The following is a 16,869-nucleotide window of genomic DNA, read 5'->3' as shown; positions in this document are numbered from 1 at the left end:
ATTTGGTAGGCTTTAAATTGATTGACAATTCTTATTTTAATTTTTTGAATCTTCTGCTTTGTGAAACGCCTTTAAATCTCGTTCCATATATGCCGATGGCTTTTTCTTCATGCCATCAATTTGCTGACAATAATAAATGATGCCTTTTTGGCTGGTGATTAACATAAGCAGATGAGGACTGGTTACCTCATATACTATGTCGCCCTCGGCAAACTTATATTGCTCTTGTTCCATGTCATTAAAAAGATCGACCACCCTTAATTACCCTGAATAGGACAGATATTAATGCAATGACTAAAAGTATATGCACAATGCCTCCTGCGTTATATCCAAGAAAGCCTATGGCCCAAAGTATAACAAGTACTACAGCAACGATGTAAAGTAAATTTCCCATGTTAGTTTTTTTAAAGTGTATGTTGATTATAAAAGCAGTATTAGGAGCAATACAATTATGATTACACCGCCTACGGAAATATATACGCCATTATCCTGCTGCTTAAGTTCTCTCTTAATTGCCTTAAGCTCATTCTTAACAGTCTTTTTCTCAGCGCGTGTCATGGTTGATTTATCCATGCTTTTGATTTCCTCTATTCGGTGAATCAGGACCGATGTCTTTTCAGATACCTCTTCTGTTACTTTTTCATTTGTTTTGTCTGTTGTATTGGCAAAGGTGTTTGTACCACACACTACCAATAAAACCACCATCGATTTAATTATAATTCTTTTCATTGCAGTTGGTTTTTGTGTATTGAATTAATCTGCTAGCTGAATATTATTAATGCAGCTAGTCAGATTTTTTCTTATTTAACATTGTTTACAGTAAGATTTTTTATTGCTTTACCTAATGCATCCATATCATTGCTGAACTCAGCCTTGAAAACTTCCCATTGGTCTTTACCTTCTACGGTATAATCATTTAGTTTTTGTTTCATTGCCGTATTTTTCTCCTCCAGCTCTTTGATTTTCTCTTGATATTCGGCTTTTACATTTATTTTGCCGTTGGGTATTCTCGCTTTAAATTCTTTTATGCTTCTTTCATTACTGGTTATAGTAGCATTTGCGTTTTTTCTGTAGTCTTCTAATTCAGCGGCATAATCCTTTTCAGCTTTGGCCAGGTTATCTTTTGCATCATTCAACTCTACTTTAGCTTCTTTTAACTTACCAGACGAACTGCTATCGCAGCTAGCAATGGTTGTTATACCTACTAAAAAGAGTCCATATGACATTAATCTTAAATTTTTCATGCTTATTTATTTATATTTCTATGTATGTAAAGGTGGGTTTATATCAACTGCAATACGTTACAATGTAAACGCAAATGGTTACATAAATCATAGGTATTGGCGGAATAGGAATAGTGTTATTATGTCGGCATTATAGAATTACCGTGTAATAATATTTTTGATGGTTGAGCTCAGGAAGCTGTACCTTAAATATTCTTAAGCAAAAAAAATCCTGAGTGATTGTATCACTCAGGATTCTTAATTTATATCAGTCTAAAGACGATAACCAAGTGTTAATTGATACCACGCATTTTTGTATTGTGGTGTTGTTGTAGATCCATCGCCATTATTTTTAAATAAATCCCAGCCAAGTCTTCCACTTACTACTAGTTTATCGAGGTTTATATCAACTCCGCCTGTGAAACATAAGGTGTTTTTTCGTAAATCCTCATTATCAAATTCATCTTCTTGCTCAATAGTGGTTTGGCCATTTTCAAATTTGTTTTTTTGACTCAACAAATAAGAATATTGTGGGCCGGCCAGTATAGTTAAGAATTTAACAGGCTTAACAGCAACTAACAATGGTATGTCTAAATAATTACTTGTTCGTGTAATTGTGTAAGAACTACCTAGCAATTCACCTTCAGCCTTATAGCCTTTTTGTGAAAAAAGTATTTCTGGCTGCACACCTAGGAATTCTCCTATAGGTATGGTAATAAATGCCCCTACAGCTAAACCAAATTTTGGATCGGCTTTAAATGACTCACCATCGGAATCATACACATTAGAATAGTTCGTACCTATTTTTACACCTACATAGGCTCTTGGTTCGGAACTGTTATCTACTTTATTATCGTTGCCCGTAGAATTATCCTGGGCATAACCAACGGTAGCTGAAACGCATACCAAGGCCATTAATGTATATATTATTTTCATTATTTCTAATTGTTTATTGTGTTCGGCAGGTGCTTTAAAAACCTACTTCTTTGTATACTTTTCGTATGATACCACTATGAAAGAGCACCTAAATAAAAGTGATTATTAAGAATTAAGATCGCTTATGATTTTATTGACATCATCTTTTGATTTACCTAACTTCTTTTGAAGTTTGCCAACTAATTCATCTTCTTTTCCTTCTGCATATACGAGGTCATTGTCAGTTAAATTGGCATATTTTTTCTTAAGCATGCCTTTCATCTCGTTCCAGTTGCCTTTAATTTCTAACTTATTCATAACGTTGGTTTTAATGATCGTAATCCACGATCGGTTATGTGATTTTTCACACAACAAAGGTGGCCTTAATAGGGAGTGAATGCATTACATAAGTCTGTAAGTAGATTACATACTTCACACATTGTTAGTGTTGATGAGATTTAATGCATTTTGGCATACTTGGAAACCAATTCTTCTAAAGAAAAATAGTAGCTTTTAATCGCCTCTATGTTAGATTCCTCACTTACGGTTTCTTGAAACGGTATTTCAGTAATATATTTCGAAAGTTCCGGAAATTCGTTATAAATCCTGGATGTGATCTTATTAACATTATTCTCCCAATCTTTAATCGATTCCATTTACTTTTTAATTATTAAAATTGAATATGGCATACTGATAGCAATAAGTGATTTACGGCACCTCAACTACAGCAGATGCATTTTTTCTAAATACTCTTCTTTATTGATTTTACCTGAGGCGTACTTCTTTTTAAGTAATTCGAGAGGTGTTTTCGCTTTTGAACGAAGCCCAGGAATTGGATAAGGCGTAACAAAAACCCAAAAAATTAAAGTAGCCCAAAAAACCCACCATGCCAAGTGCATGCCTATAAAATGATATCCTTCATACATAATTATACTAGTTAATATTTGATGTACTTTTGCTTATTGTAAGCAACTCTAAAATGAGAAGAAAGAGGCACTACCTTTTTACATAACCCATCGTAAATTTTACATAAATCCCACTTTTGATTTTAATTACAAACTGTTAAATATTTAACCGAAAGTATTCTGTTTTTCAGCTTTGTAAACTAACTATGCCAACGATAAAGGCAATAATTACAAGGATTATGATGACATGAGACTTTTTTATAGTGTTTACCTCCGGCAAGTGTTTAACTTTTAAGTGTTTTATTAAACAAAAAAAGGGGATCGCTCCCCTTTCTAACCTCTTCAACTAAGAGCTTATATTGCTTTTGCAGGTTCGGCCTTTTTAATAATATTTACAACCTCTTCCCTGTTCTTATTCAATCTGGTTTCAACTCTTTTTACAAGCTCGTTTTCTTTACCTGATTCGAATTTCAAATCCTCATCTGTAAGTTGTGGATACTTGTTTTTAAGTTGAGTTGATTGACCTTTCCAATCTCCAGTAATTTTGAAAGGTTCTGTCACTTTTTGATCTTTAGAATTTTCCATGATCTTTAATTTAAGTTGAGAAAGAATTTCCTCAACAACCCAAAGGTGGCCTTTTCGCATTCATCAATAGTTACATAAGACTTCTGTTTTGTTGTATAAATCACACGTTTCTATCTAAACATGTACATGAATTGCCTATTAAAGATCTTCCAGGTTTCGCTTACGTTTATCTTTAAGTTGCTTGTAAAAGGTAGGTGTTAGCCCTGTTATCTTCTTAAACTGATGTGACAAGTGAGCCACACTACTGTAATGCATCTTATAGGCTATTTCTGTAAGTGTAAGCTCATCATAAATGAGCAATTCTTTCACTCGCTCTATCTTGTTAATGATAATGTATTGCTGAATGGTTATTCCTTTAACCTCAGAAAAAGTATTGGCCAGGTATGTGTAGTCATAATTTAGTTTTTCACTTATATGGTCAGAATAGTTTACTTTGGGCAGCTCCTCAGAATAGTGGATCATTTCGGTAATTAAATTCTTTATCTTTTCGATCAAGATGCTTTTACCATCATCCAACAGCTCTAACCCTGATCTTAGCAAATTATCACGCAATTGGCTTCTTTGCGCATCGCTGATATTCTCCAATACCTCAATCACTCCTAAATCGACATTCACATAATGTAGCCCAAGCTTGCGTAGTTCTTCCTTAACCATCATCTTGCACCTCAAACTCACCATGTATTTTATATATAGTTTCGTACTCATGGGTCGGTTTTTAATGTATCACTAAGTTGGCATTAATTATCGGGTTCTTAAATTAATTCAGTTTGTGCAATCGTATCGTATACTTAATAGGTTGGCATTCAAGTCTTTGACTTAATGAAAAAGTAAAAACGAATTATTGTTGATTGAGACAGGTATTACTATGAAACTCTTCTAAAACCCACAGATAAGTCTTTATAAACTAAGATCATATGGTTTTTAGGTATTGGCCGCCAATCTTCGGCAATGCTGGTTAGCTTTTCAGAAACAATCATCACTGATTTGTCTTTACCTTCTGCCGGAACCATTCGGCACATTCCATCTTCACAAACGTATTTACTACCTTCAGAATAATACAGAGACAGTGGCTCAACTGCAGCGTTGGTTACATACCTTAAACCAACCATTCGCTCACCATCTACAAAAACCATATTCAAATAAGCATCTTCTTCAATGCCATAAGTTGTCATTAGAAGATTTAAATGGTTTATCATCTCCTGAAAACAGTCCGCTACATCGTCAGCCGTAAATGTTTCTCCTTTCTTTTTTAAGGCATCTAAAAAGAGCGCAAACAAATGCTCCGAATCGGTCTGGCCTTTAACCCACAGGTACTGCTCATCTGATAACATGGATTTCAAAGGTCTTTTTATCTTTTCAAACTGTTCTACCCCTCCATTATGTGCCATTAACATGTTTTTAAAATGAAACGGATGACAATTTGACTCCGATACATCACCAACGCTAGCGGCTCGAACATGGGCGATTAGACTACCAGAAACGATTTTTGGGGCCAGATACCTTAAATTTCTATTGTTCCATGCAGGATAAACTGAAACAAATACGGCTGGTTCTTCCGAAACGGTAGGCGTGTACCAACCAACTCCGAATCCATCGCCATTCAATGGTTCTTCTAATTCCTTGGCGTTAATACTTTGTTTAATCATGGAATTCTCAGGCTCATAGAGGAATTTATCCATGGCAATAGGCTGACCCAGATAGGCTAATAATCTGCACATAGTGGTATATTTTACATAAGTTAGTGATAATTAAGACTGGTTGTATGCGGAGTATGAAACTATATTTTAGGCCAGAGAAGAAGGTCTGATAGTAAATTCCATTTTGTATCTTAAAGGCTATGACTCAATCATTTAAAAAGCGGTTATACATTATCATATTCGAGGCCGATACTTTTCTGGGCAAGTTGTTCGATGTAATACTTCTTATTGCAATTCTGTTGAGTGTATTGGCGGTGATGCTAGAGAGTGTAAACCACATCAAAGATGATTATGGTTATGAGCTATACTTAATAGAATGGATATTTACCGTACTTTTCACCTTAGAGTATTTGGCGAGAATTTACGTATCTGCAAAGCCTAAGAAATACATATTCAGCTTTTTTGGAGTCATAGACCTGCTTTCCATTCTACCAACATTTATAGGATTATTTGCGGCAGGAGCACATTCACTGCTAATTATTAGAAGCATTAGGTTGCTTAGGGTATTCAGGGTACTTAAAATGGTAAGATACCTTGGAGAAGCTTCATCCTTAATGAAGGCATTGAATGCCAGCAGGGCAAAAATCATCGTATTTATTGGAGCCGTTTTTTCATTAACTGTAATTCTGGGTACAATTATGTATCTTATAGAAGGCGGTGAAAATGGCTTCACCAGCATACCGAGAAGTATTTACTGGGCTGTGGTAACATTAACTACAGTAGGATATGGAGACATTGCACCCGGTACTACTTTGGGGCAAATAGTTGCCACGGCCATCATGATACTAGGCTATGGAATAATAGCTGTACCAACAGGTATTGTATCAGCAGAAATAAGTAGTCAAAGTAAAAAAATAAGAGACAGCACAACACCCTATTGTGACGAATGCGGAACAAAGCAAAAAAGGCCTGAAGCTAAATTTTGCTTTAACTGTGGTAATCAACTATAAATCAATAACTTATGAAGTTTAAAGTAAGCATTTTATACGGTTCAGTCAGAGAGAAAAGATTAGGAATAAGAGCGGTCAAATTCATTGATAATTTGTTACAAGAAAGAGGCCACCTTACGCATATTTTAGATCCAATGGAAATAGAACTTCCTCTTTTGAATAAGATGTATAAAGAGTATGAGGCTGGCAGCGCACCTGCATCCATGCAACATATTGCTGATGCCCTTAATGATTCAGATGGTTTTATTATTGTAACTGGTGAATACAATCATAGCATTCCCCCTGCCCTTAAGAATATGCTAGACCATTTCCAGAAAGAGTATTTCTTTAAGCCCAGTGCAATTGCAGCTTATTCTGCCGGACAATATGGTGGTATGCGGGCTGCCGTACACCTTAGGGCTATCCTTGGAGAACTAGGCACACCCAGTATTTCAAGTATTGTGGGCTATCCTAAAGTTCAAAAAATTTTTGATGAGGAAGGCAAACCACTTGAAGAGTATTACATTAAAGCTACCAACAAGTTTTTAGATGAATTGGAATGGTACATGGAGGCACTAAAGGCACAAAGAGAAAAAGGAACGCCTTATTAAGCTATTTCTCTCATCAATCTGAGTTTACTTATATCCTGTCAGGATTTTATTTCACCATATTTTTCAGCCCAAACACCTTCTAATTCTTCGAGTGTTTTACCTTTCGTTTCCATGATGTATTTCTTGGTGAATATGATTAGCACAATAATGCATATTGAGAACACAACATAAGGTAACGACTTATTCCAGGGTCCATTTACATTGGCATCACTTTCTGCCATAACCGGGAATATAAATGTAACTAATGCATTACCTGCCCACTGAACAGCCACAGCGATAGACATGGCCACACTTCGTACTTTATTGGGGAACATTTCTGATAACAATACCCAGGTAACAGGACCCATGCTAAAAGCGAAAGAACCGATGAACATTAATACTCCTACCAATGAAATAATACCTACCTGATCAAAATAAAGTGACCCACCAAGCAAAATAAAACCCAATAACATCCCATAGCTGCCAAAAAGAATCAGTGGCTTTCTACCCCATTTATCTACGGTAAACATGGCAATAAACGTGAAAGCGAAGTTTACTGCTCCTAGTAATATCTGTTGTGAAAGAATGTCATCCTTACCATAGCCAAGGGCTTTTTCAAAAATATCTCCACCGTAGTACAGCACTGCATTAATACCTGTGAACTGCTGCATTATCGAAAGAAACGAGCCAATAAGAACAATTGGCAAAACTGCACTTTGCCATACGGAAATGGACTTCTGTTCTGTACGAACTTCCTTTTCTATTGATTTCTTGATTTCATCAATTTCTTTTTGTGCCGAATCATGCTCATGTAGTTTTAGTAAAACAGTTAGTGCCTCGTTTTCTTTACCACACATAACCAACCATCTCGGACTTTTGGGTATAAATAGCGTGAGAATAAGAAAAAGGAAGCAAGGAATTAACTCAGACCAGAACATCCAGCGCCAGCCTTCGTTTACATTCCCTTCAAAATCGAAGCTTTCGCCAATAAAATAGGTGGCTAAAAACACTACAAAAAAGCCAGTTACAATAGCCAACTGGTAAAATGATACTAAACACCTCTCCTTTCTGCAGGAGCAATTTCAGCAATGTATGTGGGTGCAGCCATAGATGCTAAACCAATACCCAAACCACCAATAATTCTAAATATTACCATCAATGAAATAGATTCAGGAAGCATTGAAGGTAATCCAGAACCCCAGGCCGATATAGTAAATAAAATAGCTGAGATAATAAGACTATTCTTTCTGCCGTATTTCTTAGTCATAAATCCTGCACAGATAGCCCCAACAAAGCAGCCTATTAAAACACTACTTACAACCCAACCTTTCATGGCTCCTTCCAGCTCAAAATATTTGCTGAAATAGAATTGGGTTCCGTTAATAACACCGGTATCATAACCAAATAGCAACCCACCAAGGGCAGCAACAGATGTTATCAGTATTAATAGTCCATTTTTTGACATTGGCTAGTACTCCAAAATGAACTTCGAAAGATTTTGATGTTTATCTAATCCTAGTTTTTTTCTTAACCTGTAGCGCGCTACTTCAACGCCTCTCAGAGAAACACCCATTAAATTGGCTATTTCCTTGGTATCCATTTTAAGCCTGAGAAATGCTGAAAGCTTTTGTTCGCCTGGAGTTAGATCTATAAACTCTGTAGTTAACCTGGTTAGAAAGTCTCCATGTACTTTATCAAAATGGTACTCGAATTGTTTCCAATCCTCTTGGAGTTTTAAAGTGGTATCAATCTCTTTAATTATTCTTTCAAGTGATTTACTAGTTTCTGGCGCTGTTCCTTTTTGCCTTACTTCATTTAACTCTTCTTTGATATTCTCCATGAATTCATTTTTAACTACCAAATTCATTGTAGAAGCTGCCAAAAGGTTGTTAACATGTCTTAGTTCACTTTGTATTTTCTCTTCTTTCAGGCTCTGTAGTTCTCTCTGTTTCTGCTCTAATTCTGCCTGTTTGTCTCTTTTTAATTTACGTTCTTTGCCTTTATATCTATAGCGCTGAAAGCGATAAAGCAGTACAATCAATGTAATGGCTATTAAACCGTAAATCATTTTCATCCATTTCGTTTTAAGGAATGGCGGTTTCACGGTTATTGTTAATGGTTCGCTCGTTGAACGTTCACCTAGATAATCCAGAGTCTGTACATAGAATTTATACTTGCCGGCTGGTAGGTTCGTGTATTCTTTAACTGGGGAAACGGTCCAGTCTGAATACTCTTTGTCAAAGCCCTCTAATAAATATCTAAATTGCTGGTTGTCAACATTTTTGAATTTGAATGATTCAACGGTGAATTGCAGGTCTTTAACCTCTTTAAATGAAATGGAGCTATTTGTAAGTATTATATCTTCGAAAGGCAGCCGAGCGAATAATAATGTGTCTTCATCTACGCTGAAAATACTACTCACAACAGGCTTTTTATCTAAGACTATTTGGTTTTCAACAAGTGGACTATAATGAATAAACCCTTCATTCGCATTAAAATAAACTCCATTTTCTACGTTCACTGATACATTCAGTAAATCATTATTAAACGAATGTCTTAATTGATAAAGCGATGAAGGGACAAACTGATAATTACTCAGACTAACCGGTTTATAAAATCCTACCTTATTTTCTGAAAAAACATACACATTTTTATTTTTATCCTGAGTTAAAAGATACACCCATTGGCCATCTAACTCAGTATTGAATTTTTCACTTTTTGAAATTACATTATCATCCTGGTCAATTTGATAAACACCTGTTTTGGCTGCTAAATAAAGTTCATCGTTAATTTCGCTTAATACTATATGTTCTTCAATCGATACTTGATCACTGGTAATCCTCTTCACTGAGTTAATTTCAAGATCATTGCTTAACTCGAGTTTATAAAGTCCTTTATAAAACTGCCCAACCCATATTGCACCATTTTTATCTTCTTCAAAAAACCTACTGGATTCCTGGAATCCCTGAAGTTTCTGCTTTGCTTTCAACGTTCCATCTTTATCAATTTCAAATAGGTACAACCCCGAATAAGTGCCTGCAAGCGCATAGTTTGGGTTAGACCTTAAACGTTTAACTTCCCAAAGTCCATCGGTGCTGGCTACGCGTATAGCTTCGCCATTTTTAAGACGGAATAGGCCTGTATGATGACCGGCATAAATCGCATCATTTATCATCTCTATGCCATATGCAGGGCCTTCAGTGCCAGATAGAAACTTACATTCTAGTGCCTCATTTGCTAGAAAGTAGATTCCATTAGAAGTAGTATAGTATGTACCTTCGGGTCTTTGATAGGCTTCATAACCACTTCCCTGTATATTAATCTCATTCCCAATAAGCCTAATTGGTGAATTAATATCCAACAAGGCCAAGCCATTTTGCATGCCAACCCACAAATTGCCTGAATAATCTTGAAACGACCTTAGGCAGGCATTAGATTGTAATCCATTAGAAGTGTTGATATTTTCAATGACTCTATTTTGAATATCAAACAAAAATATCCCAGCTCTTTGTGTTGCAATTGATAGCCGTGAATCTGATAGTTGCGTAACATGATTAATATAATTACCCGATAGTGTTTCAATAAGTTCTGGATAAACTGTACTTACCTCAACTGAATTTGATAGTTCTACTTTACCGGAATTATAGAATATTAAATGACCTTGATCAATAGAAATAATTCCAGAGACAATTAAATTCTCTTGGCCTTGTTTAATACTTGGAACCAACTCTAAACCAACAACCTCGTATAATTTTCCATTTTGATCCTGTGTAAATAATCTGTTTTGGGTTTTGAATGATCTATTGAAACCAGAATCGTTAGTAATAACACTGATAGATTCACCGTCAAATACGAAAATTGATTGGAAAGTGCAGAAATATACCCTGGAATCAAAGATGAACACGTCCCAAACTTCATCGAAATCTGGTGCACCATCAGGAATTAATTTTAAAAGGGATGTATACTGCCAATTTTTCTCAAAAAATCCGAAATCACCTTGTGAACCAACATATAGTCTATTAGTCTCAGGGTCAAATTCTAATGAACGTTGCTTCTTTCCATTTCTGTAAGCATGTGTTTCCCATTTGCTGCCATTGTAAGAGAGCACTCCCAAATTATTGGCTACAAACAAATTCATATTTCTATTTTGAGCAAAATCAATATTTTGAATTCCCGCCTGATATTCTTGGGGACCAAAATTTTTAATGGGATATACACCACTATTTTTTTGTGCAGAAGTAATTAACGATACAAGTACAAGAATAAATGAAGTGTAAGAAGTAATTAACTTATAAGTGTTCATGTTCAGGGCGTTGTAGAGTAAATATATTCAAATTTTAATCACTGACGCAGTGTAGAAACAATTTTGTAGTAGTAAGTGTAAATAATTGATGTAGTATTTTTTTAGGAAATAGCGTAAGAATAAAAGTAGTTTGGGTGTTCTGTGCTTAAAACAAACAACTCAAGAAGGTGTTTATCTAAAATCACAGTAAACGTTTGCAAGTAAAAATAAATCGATTGCATACGAAAACAGGTAAGAAGTGAACCAAATAATTTAAAATGAAAAAATTCTACTTAGTCATTTTTTTTCTTTTATCCCTTACCACTGCAAATGCTCAGGCTGATGAAGTAACTGTAGTAAAAAGCAGTGAGGGATTTAAGCTAAAAGTTAATGGAAAAGACTTCATGATTAATGGTATGAACTGGGACTATGTGCCTATAGGAACAAACTATTCATATAGTCTATGGAAACAACCTGATGATGTTATTCAGGCAGCTTTAGATGCAGAGATGTCTCTATTAAAGAACATGGGAGTGAATGCCATTAGAGTATACGTTGGTATACAACCAAAATGGGTGAAGTATATCTATGAAAACTATGGTATCTACACCATGATTAATGATTCATTCGGACGATACGGCTTAACCATTAATGGTACTTGGCTGGCAAACACAGAATATGCAGATGAAAGAGTACGAGATTTACTTCTAAATACTGTAAGAGATTTAACTAACGAATATAAAGACACTCCGGGTCTTCTTTTATATATGTTAGGTAACGAAAATAACTATGGCCTTTCTTGGGGCGGAGCAGAAACCGAAGATATTCCTATTGATAGTGAAAGTTCGACTATACGTAAGAGAGCTCGGGCAATGTACAAATTATTTAATGAAGCAGTTCTAGAAATGAAATCATTAGACCCCTCTCACCCGGTCGCCATTTGTAATGGTGATTTATTATATCTGGATTTAGTAAAAGAAGAGTGTCCAGACATAGATATATATGGTACCAATATGTACCGAGGAGCTTCATTCGGAGATGCTTTTGAACGAGTTAAAAATGAGTTAGGTAAACCAATACTATTTGCTGAATTCGGTGCCGATGCATATAACGCAATAGAAAATCGAGAGGATCAAAAATCTCAGGCCTTTTACATGGTTAATAACTGGAATGATATTTACGCGAATGCTGCGGGCCTAGGAAAAAGTGGCAACTCTATAGGTGGTTTTACCTTTCAATTTAGTGATGGATGGTGGAAAAGAGGCCAAACGAAAGAATTGGATATACATAATACCGAAGCTTCTTGGGCAAACGGTGGCTACACAAGCGATTTTAAGCAAGGAGCAAATAATATGAATGAAGAGTGGTTTGGTATCTGTGCAAAGGGCCAAACAGATGCTCGAGGTTTATATACACTGTACCCACGTGCAGCTTACTATGCTTTGAAAGAAGTACATTCATTTGATCCCTACTACCCCGGACTTACAGGGGAAAGTGTAGAAAGTCATTTCCTGGGAATACAATTAACGAATGCCGTATCTCAAGCAAGAGGTGATAAAGCTGCCTTAAAAGCCGATCAGGGTGGAAAAATAAAACTAAGCACACTTAGAGCAGAATTTAGCACATTCAATACTGGTGGTAAATTAATAACTACCCCTGACGAACCCGATCCAACAAACCCAGTCTTTCCTAGTGAATTAGGGTTCGATCATATGGAATCCTATTTTATCGGTTTCGAAGCAAACCCTGCATCAAATATTAGAGCAGAAGTAACCTTTAACGTTGTGGGTAATGTTGCTGAAAATCCTATTAACGAGTTATTCTATGAAGCGCGTGGCCGTACAGACTTCGTTAACACCCAAAATGGAAATGATCCAGTGCCCACTCAATTAAACCGACTATCCGTTTATCAAGCAGAATATAGCTGGAATCATGAATATTTTAATCTGGAGGGATTCTACAGAACAGGCCATTACCATTGGGGGTATGAAGGTGACTTTTTCGGATTATATCCAGAAGCTAACTACGGACCTAACCTTGATATCTACGGTGGCCTGGCACCACAAGGCGTGGAAGTAGAAGGTAAAAAAATGTTTAAAGGCCTCAAACTGGCGTATGGTAGGGAACTCTGGTGGGGAGCTAACCCGGCACTACTCGTAAAATACACCAAACATATTGATAGATTTAAAGTGACTGGTATCTTCCATGAGGATATTGAAAACCCTGGAGCAGCAGTAACATCTATTGCTGTTCCACAACCAAAGACAAGAAGAGTAACCTTACATGCCGAAACTGAATTCGATAAATTGAAAGTGGAAGTTGGTGGAATCTGGGGTGGGCAACCACTTGTTGGTCGGGAATTTCAATTTGCCAGAGGTGAAGAAGGAAATTACCAGGTATTCGTTGATGAAGTAAGTGCTGACGACACTTGGGGTGGAAAAGTAAAGTTGACATATCAAGGTGGAAGAATAAACTGGTATGCATCCACAGCTGCCATGGGGTTAGTAGCCAATGGTGGAGGAGATTACACACAAACCTTTACTGGCTGGAGGTTAAAAGACAGTGGAAGTGGTAATCAAACCAATGTTTTAACTGGTTTTACTTACGGTATTGGAAAATGGCAAATAGCACCTAATTTCTTATATCAAAAGCCACTTGTAGATCCAATGCCTGGAGATACAGGAGGACCCGGAAGATTAAGAAATATACTGGACGATCCATTTGTAGTAAGAGCAAACAGAGAAACAGTAGCAGGTGAAATTCTTTTCACTTATGACCCTACTCCAGGCTCCTGGATGTATGAATGGGACAATGATAGAGCAGAAGATGCCAAATTAGCAGCAAGTTTCGGTTTTGTGTATAGACACTTGCCAACTTCACAAGATGCTGCTGTTATTTTTCCGGGAACTGGCCGAACACCGAGTGCGGCTGATGGCGCACCACCTGCACTTGACTTATGGGAAGTACATGCACGCATCGTATCCAAACTAAATCCTGAACTGGGGATAATAGGTAATCTCTACGGTGGAAACGGACAGGCAAATGGCCCGGATCCAAGAAGTATAGAGAGATATGGTGGTGAAGTAAGAGTGATATACAAGAAAATGAAATTGATGTCGCATGTTAAAGTGAACGACTGGGGTCCTTTTGACTACCACAGAGATTTTAACTTAACCTTCCCATTACAGTTGATGGCTGACATCTCAACCTCTGCAGGCAAACAAGATTGGTTTATTTTACCAAATACAACTATTGGTGCGCGCTTTACTTGGAGATCATTGAATCAGTATTCCCCAAGATATGCTCCGCTAGCAGCTGATGAATTTGCCACATCCCCTATTATAAGTCCAGTGGGTTTTCCAGATGGCAACGAGTGGGAATTCAGAACATATGTTCACATAAACATCGGACAATAATATCAGAGAAATGAAAAATATAAAATTGATAACAACTTCTAAAATTCTGTTTCTGGCATTATTTGCTTTAACAATTACTGGTTGTGAGAGAGAACCGTCAGAAGATGTGCGGTTTGCTACGTTTGCCAAAACAGGAGATATTTTCACAGACACGTTTGTTGGCCTTGGTTCAAATTTCTATTTCCCTTTTGTTGGAGATGGAGCCAAGCCAGATGTTTTTTCCGTAGATGAAACTGAAGCCTATCAGGGTCAAGCTTCCATTAGAATCGATGTTCCTAATGCCACTGATCCAAGTGGAAATTTCGCAGGTGCGAGCTTCGTTATTGATGGTGCAGGTAGAAACCTTACCGAATTTGATGCCCTAACCTTTTGGGCTAAAGGATCACAAGCAGGAGTTTTGGGTGAAGTTGGATTTGGTCTAGAATATAGAGTTGCAGCATCAAACGTTCGTCTTTCTACCGACTGGCAGCAATATATCATACCTATACCTGACCCCTCCTTTCTCATTGAAGAAAGAAATGTATTTGAATTTTCGGCCGGTGGCATAGACCCTGACGGAGTACCTAACGGTAACGAAGTTGGCTGGACTTTTTGGATTGACGAATTAAGATTCGAAAAACTAGGTACAATTGCACAACCACGCCCATCCATTTTGGAAGGTCAAGATATAGAAACAGAAACTTTTATTGGCGTAACACTAGAACTTGGCCCCTTCGCTGAAACATTTAATTTGGGAACTGGTCAGGATTTAACTGTTAGTGTAGCTCCGCGTTATTTTGATTTTCACTCAAGTGATCCAGAAGTGGCAAGAGTTAATCAACTAGGACAGGTTACAAATCTAAAAAGAGGTAATGCTGTTATCACTGCAGAAATTAACGGTATTGAAGCCTTCGGGTCTATTGCACTAAATGTAGTAGGAAATATTCCTGTACCAGATACACCACCTGCTCGTGATCCAGAAAATGTTGTTTCAATATACAGCGATGCATATGCAAGTGTGAGTGGTTTTCAACCAGCAGTTTTTAATGGTCCAGGTGCCGGTGGCCCTATTGATATTGCTGTAATAGACATTGCAGGTAATCCTGCCTTGGCTTACAGTAATATTGATTTTGTTGGTCTCGGTTGGGATGGTACCGTAGATGTATCGGGTATGTCTTTTCTACACCTTGATATTCAGGTAACACAAGAATTTGACCCCTCAGCTGTATTAGTGGTAGAAATCATCGATTTTGGACCAGATAATACAGATACTGGCTTAGGTGTATCAGACGATACTGCCGGTGGTTTTAATGTACTTGGAAGTGAACTAGAAGAAGGCGCTTGGATAGGTATTGATATACCATTGAATGCATTCACACAGGGAACAGGCGGTGGAGGTGCAGGGTCTCCTAACCTAAGCAATGTGGCAAGAGTAGTTTTCGTGCAAGGTGGAATAACTGATATTTTCGTTGATAATATTTATTTCTACAAAGATTAATACATGATGAATTTGAAAATTGACATGATGAATAAATTAAGTTTAAAATATTTCTTACCCATTCTCCTATTAGGATGCATGGTTGGTTGTGAAGGTGATGAACAAGAGGTAGTTACCCTAAACACACTTGTATTAGCAGAGGAATTTGATACGAACGGAGCTCCAAACCCAGAATTATGGAATTTTGATATTGGAACGGGTGATAATGGATGGGGTAATCAAGAGCTTCAATATTATACAAACAGATCTGAGAATGTTAGAGTTGAAGATGGTGTATTAAAAATAACGGCCATTAAAGAAAATTTCGAAGGATCTGGTTTCACTTCTTCAAGAATACTCACCAAAGACTTATTTGAACAGCAATATGGCCGTTTTGAAGCAAGAATGAAGCTGCCTTGGGGACAAGGCATTTGGCCTGCTTTCTGGATGCTAGGTGCTGATATAGTTATAAATCCATGGCCTGGCGCTGGTGAAATTGACATAATGGAGTTTCGTGGGCAGGATCCTTCCACTGTTTTAGGGTCTGTACATGGACCTGGATACTCCGCTGGTGAGGCGATAACCAAAAGTTATACCTTAACTAACGATCGGTTTGACACCAAATTTCATGTTTTTGGTATTGAATGGGGTCCTAATTACATTAATTTTTATGTAGACGATGTATTGTACAACCAAATTACTCCCGGTGATGTGACAGGAGAATGGGTATTTAATAAACCATTCTATTTACTAATTAACCTGGCTGTTGGTGGAACTTTTGTTGGTTCTCCAAGCGATAATACAGTCTTTCCTCAGACTTTGGAGGTAGACTATGTTAGGGTCTATAGATAATGATTTAAATGAAAAAGCT

Annotated in this window: 17 protein-coding genes and 1 pseudogene; 5 read left to right on the top strand and 13 right to left on the bottom strand. The window is 37.0% G+C overall.

Features of this window, described 5'->3' with window-relative positions; genetic code table 11:
* Positions 1 to 36 precede the first annotated feature (36 nt).
* The 11 genes from JR347_RS12630 to JR347_RS12580 all read right to left on the bottom strand — a co-directional run bounded on the left by JR347_RS12630 (position 37) and on the right by JR347_RS12580 (position 5,346).
* Positions 37 to 234, bottom strand: coding sequence for a hypothetical protein (locus tag JR347_RS12630; RefSeq protein ID WP_205720960.1), 198 nt, complete (start codon positions 232 to 234; stop codon positions 37 to 39).
* Positions 235 to 238: 4 nt separating this feature from the next.
* Entirely contained in the window at positions 239 to 394 is a 156-nt protein-coding gene (locus tag JR347_RS12625) for a lmo0937 family membrane protein (protein ID WP_205720959.1), read from the bottom strand.
* A 26-nt stretch (positions 395 to 420) separates the two neighbouring features.
* A complete protein-coding gene (locus tag JR347_RS12620) occupies positions 421 to 729 on the bottom strand; it encodes a hypothetical protein (protein WP_205720958.1) in 309 nt (102 codons plus the stop codon).
* Positions 730 to 800: 71 nt separating this feature from the next.
* Complete coding sequence (locus JR347_RS12615) at positions 801 to 1,244, bottom strand: sll1863 family stress response protein (RefSeq protein WP_205720957.1); 444 nt, start codon at positions 1,242 to 1,244, stop codon at positions 801 to 803.
* Between the two features lie 252 nt (positions 1,245 to 1,496).
* The gene (locus tag JR347_RS12610; RefSeq protein WP_205720956.1) at positions 1,497 to 2,159 is read right to left on the bottom strand and encodes a porin family protein; all 663 of its coding nucleotides are present in this window, start codon (positions 2,157 to 2,159) and stop codon (positions 1,497 to 1,499) included.
* A 105-nt stretch (positions 2,160 to 2,264) separates the two neighbouring features.
* Positions 2,265 to 2,456 carry a CsbD family protein gene (locus JR347_RS12605; RefSeq protein ID WP_205720955.1) on the bottom strand — a complete coding sequence of 64 codons (192 nt, stop codon included), beginning with the start codon at positions 2,454 to 2,456 and terminating at the stop codon, positions 2,265 to 2,267.
* Between the two features lie 140 nt (positions 2,457 to 2,596).
* Positions 2,597 to 2,794, bottom strand: a complete 198-nt coding sequence (locus JR347_RS12600) for a hypothetical protein (RefSeq protein WP_205720954.1) — start codon at positions 2,792 to 2,794, stop codon at positions 2,597 to 2,599.
* 66 nt (positions 2,795 to 2,860) lie between these two features.
* A complete protein-coding gene (locus tag JR347_RS12595) occupies positions 2,861 to 3,064 on the bottom strand; it encodes an SHOCT domain-containing protein (protein ID WP_235689662.1) in 204 nt (67 codons plus the stop codon).
* Between the two features lie 333 nt (positions 3,065 to 3,397).
* Entirely contained in the window at positions 3,398 to 3,688 is a 291-nt protein-coding gene (locus tag JR347_RS12590) for a hypothetical protein (protein WP_205720953.1), read from the bottom strand.
* A gap of 78 nt (positions 3,689 to 3,766) precedes the next feature.
* Complete coding sequence (locus tag JR347_RS12585) at positions 3,767 to 4,333, bottom strand: helix-turn-helix domain-containing protein (RefSeq protein WP_235689660.1); 567 nt, start codon at positions 4,331 to 4,333, stop codon at positions 3,767 to 3,769.
* Positions 4,334 to 4,491: 158 nt separating this feature from the next.
* Positions 4,492 to 5,346: a class II glutamine amidotransferase gene (locus JR347_RS12580; protein ID WP_205720952.1), complete on the bottom strand. Its 855-nt coding sequence runs from the start codon at positions 5,344 to 5,346 to the stop codon at positions 4,492 to 4,494.
* Positions 5,347 to 5,465: 119 nt separating this feature from the next.
* On the opposite strand from JR347_RS12580, the gene JR347_RS12575 reads away from it, so the two are divergent.
* Positions 5,466 to 6,275 (top strand): ion transporter, encoded by an 810-nt coding sequence (locus JR347_RS12575; protein ID WP_205720951.1) that lies wholly within the window; start codon positions 5,466 to 5,468, stop codon positions 6,273 to 6,275.
* An 11-nt stretch (positions 6,276 to 6,286) separates the two neighbouring features.
* The gene (locus tag JR347_RS12570; RefSeq protein WP_205720950.1) at positions 6,287 to 6,865 is read left to right on the top strand and encodes an NADPH-dependent FMN reductase; all 579 of its coding nucleotides are present in this window, start codon (positions 6,287 to 6,289) and stop codon (positions 6,863 to 6,865) included.
* 38 nt (positions 6,866 to 6,903) lie between these two features.
* On the opposite strand, the pseudogene JR347_RS12565 reads toward JR347_RS12570, so the two are convergent.
* Both JR347_RS12565 and JR347_RS12560 read right to left on the bottom strand, forming a co-directional pair.
* Positions 6,904 to 8,309 (bottom strand): annotated as a pseudogene (locus tag JR347_RS12565) (sugar porter family MFS transporter).
* Positions 8,310 to 8,312: 3 nt separating this feature from the next.
* Positions 8,313 to 11,147, bottom strand: coding sequence for a triple tyrosine motif-containing protein (locus JR347_RS12560; RefSeq protein ID WP_205720949.1), 2,835 nt, complete (start codon positions 11,145 to 11,147; stop codon positions 8,313 to 8,315).
* Positions 11,148 to 11,404: 257 nt separating this feature from the next.
* Between JR347_RS12560 and JR347_RS12555 the strand changes: the two genes are divergently transcribed.
* From JR347_RS12555 to JR347_RS12545, 3 genes are read left to right on the top strand one after another with little or no spacing between them, the layout of a single operon-like run.
* Positions 11,405 to 14,542, top strand: a complete 3,138-nt coding sequence (locus JR347_RS12555; RefSeq protein WP_205720948.1) for a glycoside hydrolase family 2 TIM barrel-domain containing protein — start codon at positions 11,405 to 11,407, stop codon at positions 14,540 to 14,542.
* Between the two features lie 10 nt (positions 14,543 to 14,552).
* Positions 14,553 to 16,019 (top strand): Ig-like domain-containing protein, encoded by a 1,467-nt coding sequence (locus JR347_RS12550; RefSeq protein ID WP_205720947.1) that lies wholly within the window; start codon positions 14,553 to 14,555, stop codon positions 16,017 to 16,019.
* A gap of 24 nt (positions 16,020 to 16,043) precedes the next feature.
* Entirely contained in the window at positions 16,044 to 16,850 is an 807-nt protein-coding gene (locus JR347_RS12545; RefSeq protein ID WP_235689658.1) for a glycoside hydrolase family 16 protein, read from the top strand.
* Positions 16,851 to 16,869: the final 19 nt, after the last annotated feature.

The organism is Fulvivirga lutea, assembly GCF_017068455.1.
Lineage (GTDB): Bacteria > Bacteroidota > Bacteroidia > Cytophagales > Cyclobacteriaceae > Fulvivirga > Fulvivirga lutea.
This window is presented reverse-complemented; position numbering and strand designations above follow the sequence as displayed.

Bases quoted from the DNA above. Each gene is read 5' to 3' on its own strand.
- JR347_RS12560 (WP_205720949.1), bottom strand. From the start codon at position 11,147: ATGAACACTTATAAGTTAATTACTTCTTACACTTCATTTATTCTTGTA.
- JR347_RS12605 (WP_205720955.1), bottom strand. From the start codon at position 2,456: ATGAATAAGTTAGAAATTAAAGGCAACTGGAACGAGATGAAAGGCATG.
- JR347_RS12575 (WP_205720951.1), top strand. From the start codon at position 5,466: ATGACTCAATCATTTAAAAAGCGGTTATACATTATCATATTCGAGGCC.
- JR347_RS12610 (WP_205720956.1), bottom strand. From the start codon at position 2,159: ATGAAAATAATATATACATTAATGGCCTTGGTATGCGTTTCAGCTACC.
- JR347_RS12585 (WP_235689660.1), bottom strand. From the start codon at position 4,333: ATGAGTACGAAACTATATATAAAATACATGGTGAGTTTGAGGTGCAAG.
- JR347_RS12620 (WP_205720958.1), bottom strand. From the start codon at position 729: ATGAAAAGAATTATAATTAAATCGATGGTGGTTTTATTGGTAGTGTGT.
- JR347_RS12615 (WP_205720957.1), bottom strand. From the start codon at position 1,244: ATGAAAAATTTAAGATTAATGTCATATGGACTCTTTTTAGTAGGTATA.
- JR347_RS12625 (WP_205720959.1), bottom strand. From the start codon at position 394: ATGGGAAATTTACTTTACATCGTTGCTGTAGTACTTGTTATACTTTGG.
- JR347_RS12590 (WP_205720953.1), bottom strand. From the start codon at position 3,688: ATGCGAAAAGGCCACCTTTGGGTTGTTGAGGAAATTCTTTCTCAACTT.
- JR347_RS12555 (WP_205720948.1), top strand. From the start codon at position 11,405: ATGAAAAAATTCTACTTAGTCATTTTTTTTCTTTTATCCCTTACCACT.
- JR347_RS12630 (WP_205720960.1), bottom strand. From the start codon at position 234: ATGGAACAAGAGCAATATAAGTTTGCCGAGGGCGACATAGTATATGAG.
- JR347_RS12595 (WP_235689662.1), bottom strand. From the start codon at position 3,064: ATGTATGAAGGATATCATTTTATAGGCATGCACTTGGCATGGTGGGTT.
- JR347_RS12545 (WP_235689658.1), top strand. From the start codon at position 16,044: ATGATGAATAAATTAAGTTTAAAATATTTCTTACCCATTCTCCTATTA.
- JR347_RS12550 (WP_205720947.1), top strand. From the start codon at position 14,553: ATGAAAAATATAAAATTGATAACAACTTCTAAAATTCTGTTTCTGGCA.
- JR347_RS12570 (WP_205720950.1), top strand. From the start codon at position 6,287: ATGAAGTTTAAAGTAAGCATTTTATACGGTTCAGTCAGAGAGAAAAGA.
- JR347_RS12580 (WP_205720952.1), bottom strand. From the start codon at position 5,346: ATGTGCAGATTATTAGCCTATCTGGGTCAGCCTATTGCCATGGATAAA.
- JR347_RS12600 (WP_205720954.1), bottom strand. From the start codon at position 2,794: ATGGAATCGATTAAAGATTGGGAGAATAATGTTAATAAGATCACATCC.